17 protein-coding genes are annotated in these 20027 nt (G+C 66.6%); 14 read left to right on the forward strand and 3 right to left on the reverse strand.

Annotation, left to right across the window (positions count from 1 at the left end):
- The 11 genes from Aple_RS46710 to Aple_RS46765 all read left to right on the forward strand — a co-directional run.
- A partial coding sequence (locus tag Aple_RS46710; protein WP_174889981.1) for a gamma-glutamyltransferase occupies nucleotides 1-696 on the forward strand: 696 nt, incomplete at its 5' end.
- 1 nt (nucleotide 697) lies between these two features.
- On the forward strand, nucleotides 698-1453 hold the full coding sequence (locus tag Aple_RS46715) for an aspartate dehydrogenase domain-containing protein (protein WP_155351245.1): 756 nt from the start codon (nucleotides 698-700) through the stop codon (nucleotides 1451-1453).
- Nucleotides 1450-2202, forward strand: a complete 753-nt coding sequence (locus Aple_RS46720; RefSeq protein WP_218038879.1) for an ABC transporter ATP-binding protein — start codon at nucleotides 1450-1452, stop codon at nucleotides 2200-2202. The genes Aple_RS46715 and Aple_RS46720 overlap by 4 nt, the downstream gene beginning before the upstream one ends.
- The gene (locus tag Aple_RS46725; protein WP_218038880.1) at nucleotides 2199-3059 is read left to right on the forward strand and encodes an ABC transporter permease; all 861 of its coding nucleotides are present in this window, start codon (nucleotides 2199-2201) and stop codon (nucleotides 3057-3059) included. The genes Aple_RS46720 and Aple_RS46725 overlap by 4 nt, the downstream gene beginning before the upstream one ends.
- 15 nt (nucleotides 3060-3074) lie before the next feature.
- A complete protein-coding gene (locus Aple_RS46730) occupies nucleotides 3075-4214 on the forward strand; it encodes a substrate-binding domain-containing protein (protein ID WP_170322019.1) in 1140 nt (379 codons plus the stop codon).
- Nucleotides 4215-4240: 26 nt separating this feature from the next.
- A complete protein-coding gene (locus tag Aple_RS52600; protein ID WP_170322020.1) occupies nucleotides 4241-5473 on the forward strand; it encodes an aromatic ring-hydroxylating oxygenase subunit alpha in 1233 nt (410 codons plus the stop codon).
- Nucleotides 5466-5951, forward strand: coding sequence for a nuclear transport factor 2 family protein (locus Aple_RS46745; RefSeq protein ID WP_155351248.1), 486 nt, complete (start codon nucleotides 5466-5468; stop codon nucleotides 5949-5951). The genes Aple_RS52600 and Aple_RS46745 overlap by 8 nt, the downstream gene beginning before the upstream one ends.
- Nucleotides 5951-6262 carry a hypothetical protein gene (locus Aple_RS46750; RefSeq protein ID WP_155351249.1) on the forward strand — a complete coding sequence of 104 codons (312 nt, stop codon included), beginning with the start codon at nucleotides 5951-5953 and terminating at the stop codon, nucleotides 6260-6262. Before Aple_RS46745 ends, Aple_RS46750 begins: the two co-directional genes overlap by 1 nt.
- Nucleotides 6263-6440: 178 nt before the next feature.
- Entirely contained in the window at nucleotides 6441-7208 is a 768-nt protein-coding gene (locus tag Aple_RS46755; RefSeq protein ID WP_155351250.1) for a hypothetical protein, read from the forward strand.
- Between the two features lie 132 nt (nucleotides 7209-7340).
- A complete protein-coding gene (locus Aple_RS46760) occupies nucleotides 7341-8153 on the forward strand; it encodes a glycoside hydrolase family 16 protein (protein WP_170322021.1) in 813 nt (270 codons plus the stop codon).
- Between the two features lie 628 nt (nucleotides 8154-8781).
- Nucleotides 8782-13788, forward strand: a complete 5007-nt coding sequence (locus Aple_RS46765; RefSeq protein WP_155351251.1) for a PDDEXK-like endonuclease domain-containing protein — start codon at nucleotides 8782-8784, stop codon at nucleotides 13786-13788.
- A gap of 248 nt (nucleotides 13789-14036) precedes the next feature.
- Here the strand turns inward: Aple_RS46765 and Aple_RS46770 are convergent, their stop codons facing one another.
- Nucleotides 14037-14516, reverse strand: a complete 480-nt coding sequence (locus tag Aple_RS46770) for a hypothetical protein (RefSeq protein ID WP_155351252.1) — start codon at nucleotides 14514-14516, stop codon at nucleotides 14037-14039.
- A 281-nt stretch (nucleotides 14517-14797) separates the two neighbouring features.
- On the opposite strand from Aple_RS46770, the gene Aple_RS46775 reads away from it, so the two are divergent.
- The 3 genes from Aple_RS46775 to Aple_RS46785 are packed head-to-tail and all read left to right on the forward strand — an operon-like array spanning nucleotide 14798 to nucleotide 17616.
- Nucleotides 14798-16219 carry an MFS transporter gene (locus Aple_RS46775; protein ID WP_155351253.1) on the forward strand — a complete coding sequence of 474 codons (1422 nt, stop codon included), beginning with the start codon at nucleotides 14798-14800 and terminating at the stop codon, nucleotides 16217-16219.
- 18 nt (nucleotides 16220-16237) lie between these two features.
- Nucleotides 16238-16720 (forward strand): pyridoxamine 5'-phosphate oxidase family protein, encoded by a 483-nt coding sequence (locus Aple_RS46780; RefSeq protein ID WP_155351254.1) that lies wholly within the window; start codon nucleotides 16238-16240, stop codon nucleotides 16718-16720.
- A gap of 56 nt (nucleotides 16721-16776) precedes the next feature.
- A complete protein-coding gene (locus Aple_RS46785) occupies nucleotides 16777-17616 on the forward strand; it encodes a GNAT family N-acetyltransferase (protein WP_155351255.1) in 840 nt (279 codons plus the stop codon).
- A gap of 62 nt (nucleotides 17617-17678) precedes the next feature.
- Here the strand turns inward: Aple_RS46785 and Aple_RS46790 are convergent, their stop codons facing one another.
- Together Aple_RS46790 and Aple_RS46795 are read right to left on the reverse strand one after the other, a co-directional pair.
- Nucleotides 17679-18788 carry a glycosyltransferase family 2 protein gene (locus tag Aple_RS46790; protein WP_246265421.1) on the reverse strand — a complete coding sequence of 370 codons (1110 nt, stop codon included), beginning with the start codon at nucleotides 18786-18788 and terminating at the stop codon, nucleotides 17679-17681.
- 5 nt (nucleotides 18789-18793) lie between these two features.
- Nucleotides 18794-19987, reverse strand: coding sequence for a hypothetical protein (locus Aple_RS46795; RefSeq protein WP_155351257.1), 1194 nt, complete (start codon nucleotides 19985-19987; stop codon nucleotides 18794-18796).
- Nucleotides 19988-20027: the final 40 nt, after the last annotated feature.

The following is a 20027-nucleotide window of genomic DNA, read 5'->3' on the forward strand; positions in this document are numbered from 1 at the left end:
GGCGCCGCGCTCGCCGAGCGAGTCGCGGCGGCGGGCGGCGTGATCGGCCGCGACGACCTGGCCGCCCCGACGGCCGAGTGGGCGGAGCCGGTCAGGCAGGACGGGATCTGGGTGACGCCCGCGCCGACGCGCGGACCGGCGCTGCTCGCCGCGCTGGCGGGCGAACGAGTCCTGGTGGGCGGGCCGACCGGCGAAGGGACGTCGGTGGTAGCGGCGGCGGACGGCGAGGGAAACGCGGTGGTGATGGTGCACTCGAACTCGCATCCGCAGTTCGGCAGCGGCCTGGTGGCCGAACCTTACGACCTGGTGCTGTCCAACCGGGCCGGGCGCGGCTTCCACCCCGATCCCGGCCACCCGGACGGGCCCGCGCCGGGCCGCAGGCCGCCGACCACGCTGCACGCCTGGGCGCTGGACACCCGCGGCACAGGCAGGCCCGACCTGTTCGGCGCGACGCCGGGCGGCGAGCAGCAGGTGCCGTGGAACGCGCAGGTGCTCGGCGACCTCATGACCACGGGTCCCGACGATCTCGGCGCCATCCTGACCAGGCCGCGCTGGTCCCTCCAGGACGGCGCGCGGGTGCCGGTGGAGGCGAGCGCGTCGGCCGTACGCCCGGCGCACGTGCTCCTGCGCGTCACCGGCACCGGCCTGACCGCCGCCGCCGATCCCCGTATCGGCGCCGTCGCGCTGGGCGTGTGAGATGCGCGTATCGCTGCTCGGCACCGGCGGGATCGGCGGCACGCTGCGCGAGCTGCTCGCGGCGGGGCGCGTGGCCGGATGCGTGACCGGCGCCGCCGTCGGCTCGCGCTTCCCCGCCGGGGCGGTGGTGGAAGAGCTGACCGGGAGCGGGGACGTGGTGGTCGAGGCGGCGGGCGGCGCGGCGGTGCGCGCGTACGGCGCGCAGGTGCTGGCCGCGGGCCGCGACCTGGTCGTCTGCAGCGCGGGCGCGCTGGCAGACGACGCCGTGCACGCCGAGCTCGACGCCGCCGCGCTGGCCGGAGGCGCCCGCTGGACGGTTCCGCCGGGCGCGATCGGCGGCCTGGACCTGCTGGCCGCCGCCATCCGCGCGGACGGCGCCGCGGATGTCACCCTCACGACCGTCAAGACGCCAGGCGCGCTGGGCGTGCCGGACGTAGGGGTCGTGTTCGCCGGGACGGCGCGCGAGGCGGCGCTGCGGTTCCCGAAGACGGCGAACGTCGCGGTCACCCTCGGGCTGGCCACCACCGGCATCGACCGGGTGCGCGTGGTGGTGACCGCGGACCCCGCGGCCCGCCGTACCCGACATGAGATCACGGCGCGGACGGCGGTCGGCGAGTACCGGTTCGCGCTGCTCAACGACACGCTCCCCGCCGGGCGGACGTCGGCGATCACGGTGTGGTCGGTCGTACGCGCGCTTGAGGAACTCGCCGCACGGGGGCGAACCCCCATTTCGCTCAAGAAAGGAGCGCCATCGTGACCAATGGCGTGACGACCATCGCCGCCCTGGCCTTCCGGGGGGTGGAGATGGTCTTCCCCAACGGGGTGCACGCGGTCGACACCGTCGACATGGACATCGCCCCCGGCGAGTTCGTCTCCCTGGTGGGCCCGTCCGGCTGCGGCAAGAGCACGCTGCTGCGGATCGCGTCGGGCCTGGCGCGGCCGACGGCGGGCGAGGTGGTGCTGAACACCGGCCACATCGCCTACGTGTTCCAGGATCCGACGCTGCTCCCGTGGCGTACGGTGCGGCAGAACGTCGAGCTGTGCAACCAGCTCAAGAAGCTGCCCAAGGCCGAGCGGGCGGCGAAGGCGCGGCAGGCCATCGAGATGGTGGGCCTGGCCGGGTTCGAGAACCGGCATCCGAACCAGCTCTCCGGCGGCATGCGGATGCGGGCCAGCCTGGCCCGGGCGCTGACGCTGGAACCTGAGGTGTTCCTGTTCGACGAGCCGTTCGGCGCGATCGACGAGATCACCAGGGAGCGGCTCAACAGCGAGCTGCTGCGCATCTTCCGGGCCCGCGCGTTCGCCGGGGTGTTCGTCACGCACTCGATCGCGGAGGCGGTGTTCCTGTCCACCCGGGTGGCGGTGATGAGCGCCCGGCCAGGCCGGATCATCGGCCAGTTCGAAGTGCCCTTCCCCTACCCGCGCGAGCCCGAGCTGCGCTCGACGCCGGAGTTCGCCGCGCTCACCGGCGAGATCGGCCGCTGCCTGAGGAGTGGTGCCCAGTGACGTCGATCACCACGACAATGGCGCCCGCCGCCGAGCCGATCACGTTGGCCGGGCAGGGCCGGCTGCGCGGGTACGTCACCATGGGCGGGCCGCCGCTGATCGTCTTCGGCCTGTTCGTGGCGGTGTGGTACCTCATCTCGTACGGCCTGCTCAGCGAGCGCCGCCGGTTCCTGCTGCCTCCCCCGCACGACGTGGTGTCCGTCGGCTTCCTGGACTGGCACAACTTCGCGGAGATCCTGGCCGGTCTCGGCTCGACCGCCGCGATCTCGCTCACCGGGTTCGCGATCGCCGGGGCGATCGGGTTCACGCTGGCCGTGGTCATGTCGCAGTCGGTCGCGATGGAGCGATCCTTCTACCCGTACGCGGTGGCGCTGCAGACGCTGCCCGTGCTGGCCATGACACCGCTGGTCGGGCTCTGGTTCGGGTTCGACACCTTCAGCCGGATCCTGATCTGCTCGATCCTGGCGCTGTTCCCGATCATCACCAACACCCTGTTCGGCCTGAAGTCGGTCGAGCCGTCGCAGCGCGACCTGTTCGACCTGATGAAGGCCGGCCGGTGGACGCGGCTGTGGCGGCTGGAGATCCCGGCGGCGCTGCCCAACATCCTCACCGGGCTGCGCATCTCCGGCGGGCTTTCGGTCATCGGCGCGATCGTGGCCGACTTCTTCTTCCGGCAGGGCGATCCGGGCATCGGGCGCCTGCTGGACATCTACCGGGCGTCCCTGGAGACCGAACGGCTGTACGCCGCGATCATCTGCTCCTCGCTGCTCGGCCTGGCCCTCTTCCTGACCAACACCCTGATCAGCCGGCACGTGCTGCGGAACTGGCACGCCTCGGCGCACTCGAAGTCAAGCTGAAATGCGAGCCACGATATGAAACCCTCCATTCGCGCACTGGCCGCGGCCGGCCTCCTCACCCTGACCGCCGCCTGCGGCGGGGACACCACCGAGGCGGCGCCCCCGCAGGCCGCGCCGACGGTGACCACGGGCGTCTCCCTCAAGGGCGTCTGCCCCGACACGATCTCCATCCAGCTGAGCTGGTTCCCCGAAGCCGAGTACGGCGGGATGTACCAGCTCATCGGCCCCGGCGGCACCCTCGACGCCAAGACCGGCGTGTACAAGGGCCCGCTGGCCGACACCGGGGTGAACGTGGAGGTCCGGGCGGGCGGCCCGCTCACCGGCAACGACCAGGTGACAGCGCAGCTGTACAAGGACGACTCGCTGTTCATGGGCATGCTGGCCACCGACGAGGCGATCCAGAACTCCAAGGAGCAGCCGACCGTCGCGGTCATGAGCTACTTCGACAAGGATCCGCAGATCCTGATGTACAACCCGGAGAAGTTCGACTTCACCTCGATCGCGGACATCGGCAAGACGGACACGCCGGTGCTGTACTTCGAGGGCTCGACCTACATGGAGTATCTCGTCGGCTCAGGCCAGCTCAAGAAGAGCCAGGTGGACGGGTCCTACCAGGGCAGCGCCGACCGGTGGGTGGCCTCCGACGGCGGGGTGGTGCAGTCGGGGCTGGCCAGCGCGGAGCCGTACAAGTACGGCAGCGAGACCCGCGGCTGGAACAAGCCGGTCAAAACGCTGCTCGTGTACGACGCCGGCTACGTGAACTACGCCAGCTCGCTGTCGATGCGGCCGGAGCTGGTGACGCGGTACGACGCCTGCCTCAAGGAGTTCGTGCCGATGATGCAGCGGGCGTGGGTGGACTTCCTGAAGAACCCGGGCCCGATCTCCGCCAAGATCACCGAGATGAACCAGGAGATCGGCGAGTTCTGGCAGACCAGCGAGGGCCTGAACGCCGCCGCGGTCAAGACGATCCTGGACCGGCAGCTCGCGGCCAACGACGCCTCCGGCACCATCGGCCGCTTCGACGAGACCCGCGTGCAGAAGATGATCGACATCCTGTCGCCGATCTTCGCCGCGCAGAACAAGGCGCTCAAGGACGGGCTCAAGCCCGCCGACCTCTTCACCAACACGTACGTCAAGGACGGCATCGGCCTCTAAGGCCCACCCCCAGGAAGGAGAAGCACGTGGACACCGTGCTTGACGGCAAGATCCGCGCCCGCGCCGCGGAGATCCTCCTCGACGTGGAGCGGTGCACCGACCCGGTGCAGTCCGCGCAGCTCCTGCCCCGCCAGGTCTACACCAGCCAGGACTTCTTCGAGTTCGAGAAGCAGGCGATCTTCGCCCGCGAGTGGCTGTGCGTCGCGCACGTCAACGAGATCCCCAACCCCGGGGACCAGCTCCCGATGACGATCTTCGACGAGCCGATCGTGGTGCTCCGCGACCTCAGCGGCGAGATCCGGACGCTGTCCACGGTCTGCCAGCACCGCGGACACCCGATCTTCGACGGGCTCAACGCCCGCGACGCCGAGGCGCCCTGCCTGAACGGCACCAAGCTGGTCTGCCCGTACCACAACTGGGCGTTCGGGCTGGACGGCAAGCTGGTCGCGGCCCCGCAGATGACCGAGACCGTGCCGCTGAAGGACCTGCGCCGGTTCGTCCGGCTGCCGGCCGTGCGTACCGAGATCTTCCACGGTCTGGTGTTCGTGAACTTCGACCCGGACGCCCGCCCGCTCGCCCCCACCCTGGCCAAGCTGGACGCCGAGCTGGCCACGTTCGGGCTGGACGAGCTGGTGCCGATGCCCGCCTCGATGCGCCGCGACCTGCCGTGGAACTGGAAGATCCACCACGACAACGCGCTGGAGCCCTACCACACCGCGTTCGTGCACAAGGGCGTGCACGAGAGCGCGCCGTCGCGGCTGGCGGAGTTCGGCGAGTTCGACCCGGGCGACGGGCAGATCATGCACCCGACGTACCTGGTCAGCGAGGAGGCCAGCCTCGGCGACGCGGCCGACGGCAGGCGGCGCACGCCCGGCATCCCCGGCCTGACCGAGGAGCAGCGCAAGCGGGTGATGTTCGCGTCGGTGCCGCCGCTGATCTTCGGCATCTTCCAGCCGACGTTCGTCAGCCTGTCGTTCGTGCTGCCCACCTCGGCCCGGACGATCGACCTGCGCCGGGTCAACCTCTACCCGAAGTCGGCGGTCGAGGTGCCCGGCTTCGAGGAGATCTACGCCGAGCAGCTCAAGCGCAAGGCGGTGGCGATCGAGCAGGACGCCGTCACCACCGAGGCGCTCCAGCGCGGGTACGAGTCCAGGTTCGCGCCGCGCGGGCCGCTGGCCAAGCTGGAGACCACGATCCCGCAGATGAACGCCTGGCTGCTCACCCGCTACCAGGCCGCGCTTGGAGCCACCGATGGATGAGCCGCTGCTGGCGCGGCTGGACCTGCTGGAGTCCCGGCACGAGATCGAGCAGCTCATGGTGGCGTACATGGCCGCAGCCGACCGCGAGGCGGACAAAGGCCGCCATGTGAGCGTGCTCTTCACCGAGGACGGCCGCTGGGAGAGCGTGGGCCCACACGGCAACCCCGGCTGGGCGGCCGTCGGCCGGCCCGCGCTGGTACGGAAGTTCGACCGCAACGTCGACCGAATGCCATTCGCCGCGCACTTCCTGACCAACGGCGCCATCGAGGTCGACGGCGACACCGCACGCGGCCGCTGGATGTACTTCCAGGCATGCACCTACCGCGGCGACCAGCCCCTGTGGATCGCCGGAAGCTACGACAACGACTTCCGCCGCGAGGCCGGCCGTTGGCTCATCTCGCACCTGCGCGTACACAACTTCTTCACCACACCCTTCGACAAGGGCTGGGTGGCCGTCCCCCACATGGAGACCCCCTGATGACCTACCGGCACCAGATCCTGCGCAACCTCAGATACGGCACCCTGCCCGCGTTCCTGAAGCTCCAACAGGAGAAGAACGAGCTGTACACGGCCGAGGGCCTCACCCCGTACCGGGTATGGGCACCGGCCTTCGGCGGCCTGCACCACCTGGTGCTGGAGGCGGAATTCCCAACAATGTCGGACTTCGAACGACAGCACGCCACCGCCAAGACCATCACCCGGGTGGCGGAAATCAACGCGGCCCAACTCGAGCACGTCATCGAGGGCACCGCCGAGGACCGCCTGCAACGCCTCGGCCTGGACGCCTGACGGACGCACGATCCCGTGACGGCCAGGCCATCGGGCGCACCGATCGTGGAGACGAACATCGACACGACCGACCGCAAGCGCAGTTGCGACAACCCTGCCACGCGATATCCCAATGCCTCACACGCCCCGTGAGAAATTGGGGTCGCAACCCCCCTAAACTCCACTAAGGTCCGCTCATGTGACGATCGCCATCAGAACCGTCGTACTCGGTCTCGCGGCTGCCCTCGCCACCGCTTGCGGCGCCCCCGCCGCTCCCGCTCCGTCCCAGGGCATCGCTCAGGTGAATCCTCTTGACGCCCTGACCGCCCAGCTTGTCGAAGGCCGCGGCGTGTCGGTGCGCGAACTCCAGGAGACCCATGTCGACGGCGAGAAGTTCAACGACGGTGAGCGCACCGGGAAAGTCCAGTTCAACCCAGCCGGCGTGGAGGGCTACGACGTCACGATGAAGACCAGCCTGATGGAGTCCGGCACCCGTTCGGTCGCGGTCGGCCCGCACACCTACCAGTCGGGCGACCCGGTCGAGGAAGTGCTGCCCAAGGGCAAGAAGTGGCAGCGGTGGCCAAGCGAGCCGGGCAAGCGCAGTCCGTTCTTCACGCCGATGTTGATCCTCGAACCGTCCACCCTGAAGGCGGTCCTGGCGACCGAGACCGAGCAGATCGCCGATGTACGCAAGGGCCAGATCACCCTCGGCGCGCTCAGCGCGGCGTCCCCGTCGTTGAGCGCGGATGAGATCTGGAGGCCCGACGACCGCGAGGCCGCACTCGTGATGACCTGGCAGATGTGGACAAATCCCGAAGGACTGCCGGTCCGGCTGCTCACCGAATACCGGGACCCGGCGGCACCGCTCGGCGACACCCTACGCAAGAGCGATATCCGCTTCACGTCGTGGGGCGGAGCGGTCGACCTGAGGAAGCCCCCGGCTCGCCTGGTCAGCAAGGGATCCTGAGGCGGATTGCGCCGACTCACATCATCACCTCAGGCTGGAGTCCTCAGGGGTTCGGCAGGATGCTGTCGCGACCCCATCAATGGATTCGAGTAATCAGCGACAGTCTGCATTCCATCGAGAGGAGAACCGATCGTGACGGGTACGCCCGACCCGGTCACCAAGGACGGCTACGAGCTGGAGTTCGAGGACATCTTCGACGGCGATCGCCTCGACGAGACACGATGGGTGCCCCGCTATCTGCCCCAGTGGACCGCTGGCACCGCATCGCTCGCCCGCCACCAGATCGGGGGTGGCCTGCTGCGGCTACGGATCGAGGAGGACCAGCCGCCGTGGTGCCCCGAGGTGGAGGGAGAGCTCCGCGTCTCCTCCCTGCAGACCGGCGTCTTCGCCGGCCCCGTGGACAGTGGCATCGGGCAGCACGGCCGCCGGCCCGGCATGATCGTCCGCGAGGCGCAGGCCAATGTCAGGCTCTATACGCCCCGGTACGGCCTGATCGAGATGCGGGCCAAGGCGACCGACGACCCCCGCGCCATGGTCGCATTGTGGATGATCGGCTACGAAGACGAGCCCGAACGCTCGGCCGAGATCTGCGTCTGCGAGATCTTCGGCCGCGACGTAAGGCCGGACGCTGCCCGGATCGGCATGGGCCTGCATCCCTTCGGCGACCCGGACATCACCGACGACTTCACGGTGGAGTCCGTACCCATCGACGCCCGCGACTTCCACGTGTACGCCGCCGAGTGGACGCCCGCCAGGGTCACCTTCCTGGTCGACGGCAAGCGCGTCCGGACCGTACACCAGTCACCGCGCTACCCGATGCAGCTGATGCTCGGCATCTACGAACTCCCCCGCACAGACCGCGAGCGGCCGTATCCGAGGGAATTCACCATCGACTACGTCCGCGGCTACCGGCCCACCGCCGACTACCGGATCAGGTGGCCGTGATCCGCTCCGGAACTCACGGGACCACCCCAAGCCCTCATTCCGCCGGGTTTTCCTCCTTCAAGCGGAATGCGACGCTCGTCACCTTCCACCACTATCCGCTCCAGTCGCGGGACCTCGCTCGGCAGCGGAGGCCAGTCCCGGGAGTGAAAAACGCGGCCCGCCGAATCCACGTCGTGCGCGGCCTGGAAATGTCCCGCCTGCTGAGTTCCGCCAATATGGAACCGACAAGCGCATGCGGTGCCAGCGCGACGAGGAGCCCGAGTGCCGCGGACGGCACATCCCGTGTGGCGTGACGATCGCCGCAATCGTTGTGCTCAGGGCGAAGTTAGCCTCTATCAACCCGGGGCGGTTCAGTCAGCCTGAGATCTTCGTCTGAAACCGCGCGGCTCGCCCATACCGCCGTCATCTCCTAGCAGACTGCGCGAACCACGGGACCGGTCAAGGCCAACGGCCATCCAAATGCCACCAACACCAACCCATGGCCACCACATCATATTCGGCACCCAGGCCCCAACAGACATACCACATCACAGTTTGACCTACAGTGACCTCCATTGCGCCGGAGCAACCGTCCTACCTCAGAAGTCCATTCGTATCTTGAACCACTCTGACCGCGCAGGAGTCACCCGTGGCTGCTCGATCTCGCGACCCGCAACTGGTCGACAAAACGGCACGATTGATCGAGTTTCTCAAAGAACTGGCCTCTGCCAAGCGCGAGCCGATCCGGGACATCGCCGCATACGAGGCCATCCACTGGCTGAACGAACTGCCCGCGGATGTGAAGGTTCATACCTCGGCGGAACCGAATGAAGTTCTCTTCTCGATCGAGGCGCCACCCCAACTTCCCGTGCCGGTGATTCCCGATCGACTCGATGGCTGGATCGACAAGGACCGGGTGAGCCAGGCCACGATTGAGGCGCCTCCGCTTCGCAAGGAAGGGCCGGTGACTTATACCGAGATCGCCGACGGGGAGAGACGAGCCGCCACCGAACGTTTGTCCATCGACAAGGCGCCAGGCATCCTCGCCGCTTACGAGGCATGGGTCCCGGTATGGCGACGTTGGGCCGAGCAGGAGCGTGCGCTCGCCGACCACCGCCGCTGGCACCAGCGGTTATGGGGGCATGCCGACACCCTGTCACAGCATGACGACGAGTTCGAATTGGTGCTGACCGCAGGCCTGCTCACCTGGAAGTCCCCCGAAGGTACGAAGGTTCGTAACCATATTCTCGTCACGCCTGTGGAGATCGCACGGGACAACGAGTCGCAGCGCATAGAGATCAGGCTCGGGTCGCGTACCACTTTTCAGGACCGACACATTCTGGATGATCTTGCTGGGTTCGATCCACGCCGCACCGATCACGTGCGCAATATCGTTCGGGAGGGTGAGGACGGGTTCGGGCTGCACGAGTCGGTTTCCGACCAACTCCAAAACTGGTGCGGTCGCGCCTTCGAGTACGGCGCCGCCTACAGCGACATGTGGGAACCACCTGCTCAGGATGACTTCGCCACCCAAGTGCGCTTGGCTCCCGCGCTGGTGTTCCGTAAGCGTGACCGCGCCTCGTTGATTTCCTACTACGAGCAGATGCTTGGCGCGCTGTCGGGCCCTGACGCCGAGGCTCCTCTTGGTCTCGCCCAATTGGTGACCTCATTGGAGCCGGACGAGCGGATGTCGTTCATGGGGGAACAGGTCGCGGGCACCGGTCTAGGTGCCGATCCTCTCTTCCCGCTTCCGTCCAATCCGGAGCAGAGCCAGATCATTCATCGACTCCAGGCCGACAACGGTGTGGTGGTACAGGGCCCGCCCGGCACCGGCAAGACCCACACCATCGCCAACCTCATCTCGTCGTTACTGGCCGAAGGGCAGCGGGTCCTGGTCACCAGCCAGAAGGGGCAAGCCCTGCGAGTGCTTCGAGACAAGTTGCCCACCGGCATCAGTCACCTGTGCGTCTCGGCGACCGACCAGGCACGCGGCGGGTCCGCCGAGTTGGAGGGCAGCGTGAAAATGCTTTCTAGCCGCCACTCCTCCTACGACGCGCAGGCACAAGCCAAGAAGGTGGAGAAGAGTCAGGAGCGGTTGGCTGAGGCGCGCCGGGCCATCGCGATTCTCACCGAGCGAATCCGGGCGATACGCGAAGCGGAAACATTCGACCACGGCACCATCGCGCCCGGCTACGGCGGCACCCTCGCCCAGATCGTCTCGAAGATCAAGGAACGTGAGGGCACCCTGAACTGGATGCCCAAGGGATGCGTCGCCGCTCCGCCGATCCCCGCAGGCGAAGCCTGGGAACTCCTCACCCTCCTGGCCGCCGCCACTCCACAACGAGCCGCCAGAGTCGATCAACGGCTTCCCGATCCGGCGGATCTCCCGTCTGCGGAGCGGCTGCGCGCACTGATCGCGGCGGAGGCGGCCACACACCAGGCCGCGAATGTCGCAGGCAACGAGTTGTCCGAGCGGTTGGAGTCCTGCGACGAGAAGTTGTTCGCCCTGCTGGAAAAGGAGCGGGACACCGCCGAAACGGCGTTCCACGAACTCGACAGCCGTTCGGATGCCTGGGTGGACCGGGCGATCCAGGCCGGTCTGCTCGGCAGGGAAGCCGCGCTTTGGGATCAACTCGAGCTATACGGAGATCGCGCCACCGTCATCGCACAAGCGTGCGCGACCCTCGGCGTCCGTGCCGTTACCCTGCCTACGTACGAGTCGGTTGGCAGCCTGCTCGGCCTGCGGGACGCTACTGTCGCGCTACGCGACTTCCTCGCTGGCGGCGGCAAACTCAAGCGGGGTCTATTCGCCCACGCGATACAGCGACAGGCCGAGCCCATCTTGCAGAGCGCGCTTGTCGACGGAGTCCCGCCGCAGACGGTCGAGTTACTCGACCTTGTCCTCGCGGAGATCGCCGTCCACATCGCCCACGCGGAGCTCAGCCGCTGCTGGGGCATGGTGCACGTCACCTTCCCAGAGGCGCCACTGCCACTGATGTCGGCGTGTGTCACCGAGACCTACGAACAGTTGTCGCAGGTGCGACGGGCCATTGCCGCGATCAATACGACCACCGGAACCTTGGCGGCCGTGGGTATCCGGATTTCACTGCGCGCCCGGGAGGAATGGACGGCATACGTCGGGTCGCTGCGCGCCGTACGACTGAGGCTCGACGCTGAGCGGGCGACCCGGGAACTGGCGGAGCTGGGGGCCGGCTTGGAAATAGAGATCGCCAAGGGGCATGCGCCTCCCGAACTGGTGTCGGCGTCCCGTGCGGTAGCCGTACGCGACGTCGGGTGCTACGACGAGTGCCTCACCGCGCTGGCCGAAGCCGTCCGGGAACTGTGCGACCACAAACGGTGTGCCGTGCTGCTTTCCGCAGTACGTGACGTGCATCCGGCACTTGCCCAGCTCATGAGCACCTCGCCCAGTGACCCGGCGTGGCAACAACGTCTTGGCGTCTGGGACGACGCCTGGGCGTGGGGAAACGCCGTCGCCTTCTTCGACCAACAGCGACGCCCAGGACTCGAACAGCAGCTGGAAGCCGAGTTGGAAGCGGAAACACGGCGGCACCTCAAACTGACCGCCGAACTGGCCTCCGAGAAAGCGTGGCACCAATGCCTCGGTCGTATGACCGGAGCCCATTCGCAGGCGCTGAAGGCCTATCGCGACTTCATGTCCAAACTGGGGAAGGGCACCGGCAGATATGCGCCCCGCTACCGGTTACGCGCCCGGGAGGCCATGACCCAGTCGCTCCACGCCATACCCGCGTGGATCATGCCGCTCCCGCAAGTCGTTGAGACCATCCCGCCGCTGCGCGACTCCTTTGACGTGGTCATCGTCGACGAAGCCAGTCAGGCGAGCCTCGACGCGCTGTTCCTGCTGTGGCTCGCACCGCGGGTCATCGTCGTCGGCGACGACAAGCAGTGCGCCCCATCGATGATTAATAGGGGCGAACTGCAGCCGATCTTCACGAAGCTCGCCGCCTATCTCCCGGATGTGCCGGCATACCTGCGAGATGTCTTCACCCCCAATTCCAGCCTCTTCGACATCCTGTCCACCAGGTTCGGGTCGACCATCCGGCTCAAGGAGCACTTCCGGTGTATGCCGGAGATCATCCAGTACTCTTCGCGCCAGTTCTACGGCGATGAGCCGCTGGTTCCGCTCCGCCGGTTCGGCGTGGACCGGCTACCCCCGCTGCGTACCGTCCACGTCACCGGCGCCTTCACCGAGGGATCAGCAACCAAGCTGCGCAACCAGACCGAGGCCAAAGCGATCGTGGAACAGGTCAAGGCCTGCATCGCCGACCCCGCCTACGAAGGGAAGACCTTCGGTGTGGTCGTGATCCAAGGCACCGGCCAGGTCCAGTTGCTTCAAAACCTGCTCCATGCCGAGATCGAACTCAAGGAACTCGACCGGCGCAAGGTCCGGGTCGGCACTCCACCGGACTTCCAGGGGGACGAGCGTGACGTGATTTTCCTGTCCATGGTGATCGCGGAGGAGCGGGTCGCCGTCACCAGCACCGAGTGGCAGCGCCGATTCAACGTGGCCGCGTCACGTGCCAAGGATCAGATGTGGTTGTTCCACTCCGTGCCCCCAGATCTGCTGCGCTCGAATGACCTGCGGCGCTCTCTTCTGACCTACATGCTCACCCCGCCAACGATCCTGTCCGCCTCCTCCATGTTGACGGACGTGACCGAAACCGAGCGTCACCCGGACTTCGACTCCCTGTTCGAGCAGCGGGTCTTCCTGGAGATCCGCAGACGCGGATACCACGTGGTGCCACAGTTCGAAGTGAATGGCCGCCGTATCGACCTGGTCATCAGCGGAGCACGCGGCCGATTGGCCGTCGAATGCGACGGCGACTACTGGCATGGCACACCAGAGCAGATTCGGGAGGACAATGAACGAGAGCGGGAACTCAAGCGAGCCGGCTGGCGATTCTGGCGAGTCCGCGAGAGTGAGTTCTATTTCTCCCGGGAAGACGCTCTGGCGTCTCTGTGGTCAACCTTGGAGCACATGGGGATCCAACCGGGAGACGGGGACCTCTCTTCCCAGGTCGCCGGTGCCCAACCGGCAAGCTGGACAGCTACGGAATTGGCCGGCATCGATGGCTGGGACGGATTGGAGGACGGCGACATAGCCGACCTTGAACAGCCTGGCCCCGTCGCGGAACACCTTCGCCCCCGAGCAGCGGCGCGGCCCTCCGATCCCGTACGGACACTCGTTCCGGCACATTCGAAACCACGCGTAGCGGCACCCAAAATGGCTGGGCGCGAATCCGTCAAGAACGGCAAGCCGCATCTTCCGCAACGACTTCCCATCTTGAGTTACGGACAGGAGCAACTTGTCGCACTAATCCACTGGCACGAGCGTGATGGTCAGCAACGAACGATCACCGAGCTAACCGAGCTTGTCGTGGAAGAACTAGACATCAACCAGACGCGTACGGTCACCGAGGCTATACATCGGGCAATTACCGAATCCCGGAGGAACAAGGGCACCCGCCTCAAGGACCGTGAAGCTACCGAGTGGCAGGCGGGTACCGCGGAGGTGCGCGAATGGGCCAAACGGAACCGCTATGAGATGGACAGCGACCGGATTCCCTCGCATGTCTGCATCGCCTACAACCGCGCTCATCCGGAACGTCCGTACTGATCTTGACCCCGGGTGCGAACGGCGTTGCGGATCATCGCGGCAAGTGCGGCCAGGACGTCGGACACGTCCTGGCCACAAGCCACCGGCGCGAGTTCGGCGGCGACCACCAAGGCAGAGGCGGCCGGTCCATAGGTCCAAGACGGCCCACGCCGACCCGTTCGCGCAGGCTCACGGAGGCGGGAGAGGGTGCGCGGTCAGCAGCCCGCCGGGCAGTTCCGACCGGGGGCACCTCATCTCCCGCTGCCCGGTCAGAACCTGCCGTGGACCGTGTTGCTCTCCACGGACCGGAGGGTGCTGCCCGCCGGGTTGAGCAGGTGGGCGCCGACGTAGATGTCGTCGACTTCGTCGTCGAACCAGCCCGAGTCCTCGTTGAGCGTCGTGCCGCTCTTGAAGTAGTAGTACGTGTGGAGTTCGATGCCCCGCTTGGTGACGTCGTAGGCCTTGAAGGAGTCGGGTCCGTAGAGGACATTGTCGCTGACCTTGTCCTCGCCCCAGACCCTGAGGACGATCGGGTGGCCGGTGTTCTTCAACTGCTGGGCCTGGAACTCGGTCATGCCGATCACGACATCGATGGTGACCTTGAAGTAGTTTCCCGGCTGCTTGGTGATGGCGATGACCGCCGTGTCGGCCGCGGCGTTCGCCGGAGTGACGGCGAGCCCGAGCCCGGCGAAGGCCATGACGGCGCCGAGCGCGACGCCGCGCCCGAGCCGCGAGACGATCTTGTTCATATGAGTTCCCTTAGTAAGGATGAGTTGTTTCGCCCTTAGGGCGTTCCGCGTGGTTCCTGTGGCAGGACATTCCGTTCCATTTCGGGAGCACCCGTGGAACTCCCGGTGGCGCAATGCTCGGCGCGGCCGATCCCGCCCGGTATCCCCGCGGTAACCGAGGGACTTTGAAGTGCCGTCTTCCGCGACCGCCAACAGTGATCAAGGATGCTGCCAGTTACCAAAGGGAACCGGCAGTTGCATGAGTAACCACGAGCCGGTCCCGTTCCCGAGAGGACTGGACCATGTCCCCATCGAAAGACCGCATGGACGTACGCGCCTGGAGCGTGCTGCTCGTGCTGGCCGGAGCCATCTTCCTGGAAGGGATCGACGTGGCGATGCTGAATGTGGCATTGCCGGCGATCCGGGCCGATCTGGGCCTGTCCACCGGGATGCTCAGCGGCGTGGTCAGCGCCTATGTGCTCGGCTATGGCGGTTTCATGCTGCTTGGCGGCCGCACCGCCGATCTGCTGGGCCGCCGCCGCATGTTCCTCACCTGGCTGACGATCTTCCTTGTCTTCTCCGGTCTGGGCGGCCTGGCCACCGAAGGCTGGATGTTGCTGGTCGCCCGATTCATCACCGGAGTCGCCGCGGCCTTCATGGCACCCGCGGGGCTGGCGCTGGTCACCGGCAACTTCCCCGAGGGCCCGCAGCGCACCAAGGCGCTCGGGGTGTACGCCGGCACGGCCGCGGGCGGATTCTCCCTCGGCCTGGTCGCCGGTGGCCTGCTGACCTCGCTCGGCTGGAGGTGGGTGTTCTTCGCCCCGGTGGCGCTGTCCGCGGTGATCTTGCTGGCGGCGATCCCCCTCCTCAAGGACTCCGGCCCGCGGGAGCGTCCGGAGGGCGGCTACGACCTGGCCGGCGCGTTCAGCATCACCGGCGCGATGCTGCTGCTGGTGTACGGAGTGGTGCGCCTGGAGCACCCCGGCAACGGCGCCGCGGGCACGCTCGCGGTCTTCGCCGCGGGACTGCTGCTGCTGACGGCCTTCATCGCGATCGAACGGCGCTCGGCCAACCCCCTGGTGCGCTTGGGCATCCTGCGCTCGGGCCCGCTCGTGCGGGCCAACCTGGGGGCGCTGCTGTTCCTCGCCTCGTTCGCCGGCTTCCAGTTCCTCGCGACCCTCTACCTCCAGGAAGTGCGCGGCTGGAGCACCCTGCAGACCGGCCTCGCCATGCTGGTGATCGGCATTGACACGGTGCTGGCCCCGACGGTGACCCCGCGCCTGGTGAACAGGTTCGGCAACGTACGCGTGCTGTTCGGCGGGCTGGTGCTGGCAGCGGTGGCCTACGCGTTGTTCCTGCCGGTCGGACCGGACTGGACATACGCCGCCATGCTCCCCACCATGATCCTGCTCGGCCTGGCGTTCTCCCTGACGTACGGCCCGCTGACCATGGCCGCCACCGAAGGCATCGAAGAACACGAGCACGGCCTGGCCAGCGGCCTGCTCTACACGGCGATGCAGTTCGGCACCGCGCTGGGCCTGTCGGCGGTGACCGCCGTGAACATCGCGGCGCTCGGCGCCGCCACGACCCCCCAAGCGGAACTCGACGCCCTCCAGACCGCCCTCATCGTGCCCGCCGCCGTCGCGGTCGCGGCGGTAGTGGTCATCGCCTTCGGCCTCGGCGCCCGTACCGCGGCCCCAGCACCCGAGACAGTCTCGGCCTGACCACGATCGGAGCATCGGATGGCCACCAAAGTGACGTCGTTCACCGCGATCGAGGACCAGTTCAACGCCTACATCGGCGACATCGTCTACGCCACCATGACCACCGTGGACGCCAAGGGACGTCCCAGGGCGCGCGTGCTGATCCCGATCTGGGAGGTGATCGACGACCGCCCGGCCGGCTGGCTCGCCACCTACAAGACCCCGGTCAAGGCGGCACATCTGGCGAACAACCCGCACACCACCTTCTCGTACTGGACGCCCCGCCAGAACGCCGTGAACCTCGACACCGTAGCCGAATGGATCGACAACCTGGAGACCAAACGCCGGGTGTGGACCCTCTACCGCAACGGAAGCCCTCGCGGGGCCGGTTACGACCTGGGCAACTTCTGGAAAAGCCCCGCGGACCCCCAACTGCACGTACTACGGCTGACCCCGTGGCGCGTCCAGATCATCCGCGGCAGCGACCTGCACAGCCAGATCTGGCAAGCGCCGCCACGCTGAACGTCAAAATCGCCGGCTTCCGCGATCTGCGGGTGCCCGTCCAATAGGAGTACGTCATGAGCCGTGGCGAAACGGGAGTCGATGTGCGAGCCGTGACCGAGGATGACATGCCCGCCGTGCGGGGCGTGGCCAGGCGCTTCGGCCTGTTGACCGGGTGGCCCGGGGCGCGCGACTTCCTCGACGCCGAGCGCGCTTTCGGCATGCTGCTCATCGCGTCGGCGGATCCCCTCGACGCCCAGGGCTTCGGCGGCGCCCTGCGCCGGGACACCGTCACCCACCTGGGCGACCTGTTCGTCCTGCCCGAGCACCAGTCCTCCGGAATAGGCCGGGCACTGCTATCAAAACTGCTCGCGGGCAACGGCCCGAAGGTGACGTTCGCCTCGTCCGACCCCCGCGCGATAAGCCTCTATGTCCGGTACGGCCTGCGCCCCTGGTGCCCGCTGCTCTACCTGACCGGACCGGCCACCGGGCTACCCGCGCCACCGGTGCGGGAGGCACGGCCGGAGGACGTCGCACCGTTGGACGCTCGTGCCTCAGGAGGGACCCGCCCAGACACGCTCATCTGGTACACCGCCATCCCGGGCGTCACGCCGTACGCGACCGACCAGGGATACGCCTTCACGCGCGTAACCGACGGTCATATCGTGATCGGCCCTGCTGGCGGCGAGACCCCGCAGGACTGCGCGCAAGCCGTGCTCGGCGCCCTCGCCGCGGCCGCCGAAAGAACCGGAGCCGGCGGAGCGGCCAGGATCGCGGTGCCGGGGATGCATCCGCTCGTGCCAGTGCTGATCGGGGCCGGGTGGCGAATCGGCGATATGGACACGTTCATGGCCAACGACACCGCTCTCACCATGATCCACCCCGCCCGCTACATCCCGCACCCCGACCTCGGCTGACAGTGGGAGATCACGACGCCCACGCGGCGATGTCCGCAGCGACATGGGCGGCCCTTGGGCTCTCAAGTTTCACGGACGCTGTACCAGATGTTCTTGCCTCTTCCAAGGTCGGCGATGGCCTTGAACAGGCTCGCCGACGCAAGGACTTCCCAAGGGATCAGCAATATCCATGCCCGCAGTGAAGAGTGTGCGCGTACCAGCGGATCGGACGCCGTGCACAGCAGTCTGATGAGCTCAGCAAGAAGGACCACGAACAGGAGCACCATTGCGCTCAGGGCGAAAGGGGAAAGCACTATGAGTATCGGGATAAGGAGCCTGGCCGCAATACTCACTAACGCCATCAAGGCAAGCCTGCGCGCCCGCCCTCTTAGCCTGTTCCAGTCGGACATCAACCTTTGGATCTCACCCCGGGACCAGCGGCTACGCTGCATGATCGCCAGTCGCACATTCGTGCCGGGCGACTCCTGCGAGGCCGTGCGAACGAAGCCCAACTTGAATCCTTGCTCGATGAATTTGAGACCCCATTCATATGATTCCTCCACGCCCGTATCCAGGAACGGGCGCGCGCTATTCCATGTGGCGCGCCGACCGTAAACCGAGCTCCCTTCGACGACATGCACGCCGAGCCACCGATTCAGACCGCGCTGGGACGAGCACCACGTGCTGTCCTCCAGAGCCCGAACCTGTGAGAACAGCCCTGCCCCTCCGGCGCTGACCTCTGCTCCCTGGACTAAGTCGTATCCCTCAACCTCGAGTGCGAATACGGCCTCACGAAGCTGATCCGGCCCCGGTACGACATCGGCGTCAAGGATCCCGATCACTTCTGCCTCGGACAGATCGAATACTTGATTAAGGGCATGACCTTTCGGTGATACGCTTGGGAGGACTTTGAGATGCCAGTTCAACCGCCCGTCCCGGTTGTATCTTCGCATCATCGATTCCGCATGCTTGATATCCTGTGCTTGTTCACTGGAGACCACCCAGACCAGTTCCAGGAGATCGCATGGATATGACAGCCGCTGCAGCCCCTGAGCGGAACGCTCAAAGGCCTGGATGGGTTCCCGGTAGAAGCATGTGAATATCGTGACGGACTGCCGAGCCTGCCAGCCTTCAGGGATATTCTCACCACCATAGGGTGTGCGAGGCCACGAGGGCATAAGCATGTCCACCATATGCGTCAAGTCTCCTTTGACGAGTCTTCCGACCGGGCTGCTTCTGGGTCGTCCTCGAGACGGTATGTCCACACGTCCGCAGCGGCCGGATAGCAGTCCAGCGACCGGCCCGCGATATCAGGAGACGGGCGACTACGCCCGTGATTCAGGCCGTCATGCCAATGGGTGACCAGTTCCTGACCAATCGCAACCAGCGCATCGTCGCCCAGCACGACACCCGTGTTGCTCAGACCGCCGAGGAGTTGCGTCCCCAAACACTCATTTACCAGGCTGCTCCATGCCCCACCCTGACTGCCCGCGATCAGCCCGTAGATGAACGCTCCCCCGAATTGATTCTCGACGACGAAGGGACCGAACCGCGGAGGCACCGCGACTTGGCGGACGAACTTCATCGCGTTGTCCCGGATCATCTCGATCCTGTCCTGGGCTCCTATGAGGTGAAGAAACCTGCTCCAAGAAATATGTCTCCAAATTCCCGTAGCCGATTCGAGCACCACGGTTCCTGCGCGACCGCGAAACACGTACGGAAGCACCGTGGCGGAAGCCGAGATCGAAGACGTCTGCCAATAATTCGCCGCCAGGCTCTTGCTCGTGTTCCCAATGAAGCAAACGGAATGCCGTGGACCGTGTGCGTGTCCCATCACACTCGGGCCGCCGGCGTGTTCAACCAGATTCGGCAGCGAGATCAAAGTCGAGCGGCCGACGCGTTCTAGATAGCGCTGGACGAAGACATCGTCCGGGAGCTCCGTACACTCTTTCGAAGAGCCTTCAGCCGCGACCCCCACAGCATCCTCACGCGGCAGTAATAGCGCCAGCGTCGGAACCCATTCGCCTCTCACCGCTCGTGCCCACGCCCCTCCGGTTGCCGCCGCCAGTCTCGCGGCTGCGCCGTTCCAGCAGTTCCAGTTGGCGTACAGGGCAAGCGCGCAGTCCGGATAGAGTTCGGCGGCCTTCGATACCGTGCTGACGAAGTCCGCGCCGAGAATGACGTCATCCTGCAGCACAAGATGATGTGTCGTGTCCGCTCTCGCCTGGGACCAGGCAAGCAGAGCCGAGCGACGGCTCGTCGGCGGCCCACCCGGACTGGGGTCTTCGGCTAGGGCGCAGTTGAAATCAGTAAGCTGTGCGGCTAATGCCTGGGCGGCCGACCGCCGTTTCGGGTGGAACATGACCGATGCGCCTATCTTGACTGCTCGCATGCTCGGCTCCCTGATCATCGGCTCTGGCTCCTTCCCACAG

The organism is Acrocarpospora pleiomorpha (assembly GCF_009687885.1).
Lineage (GTDB): Bacteria > Actinomycetota > Actinomycetes > Streptosporangiales > Streptosporangiaceae > Acrocarpospora > Acrocarpospora pleiomorpha.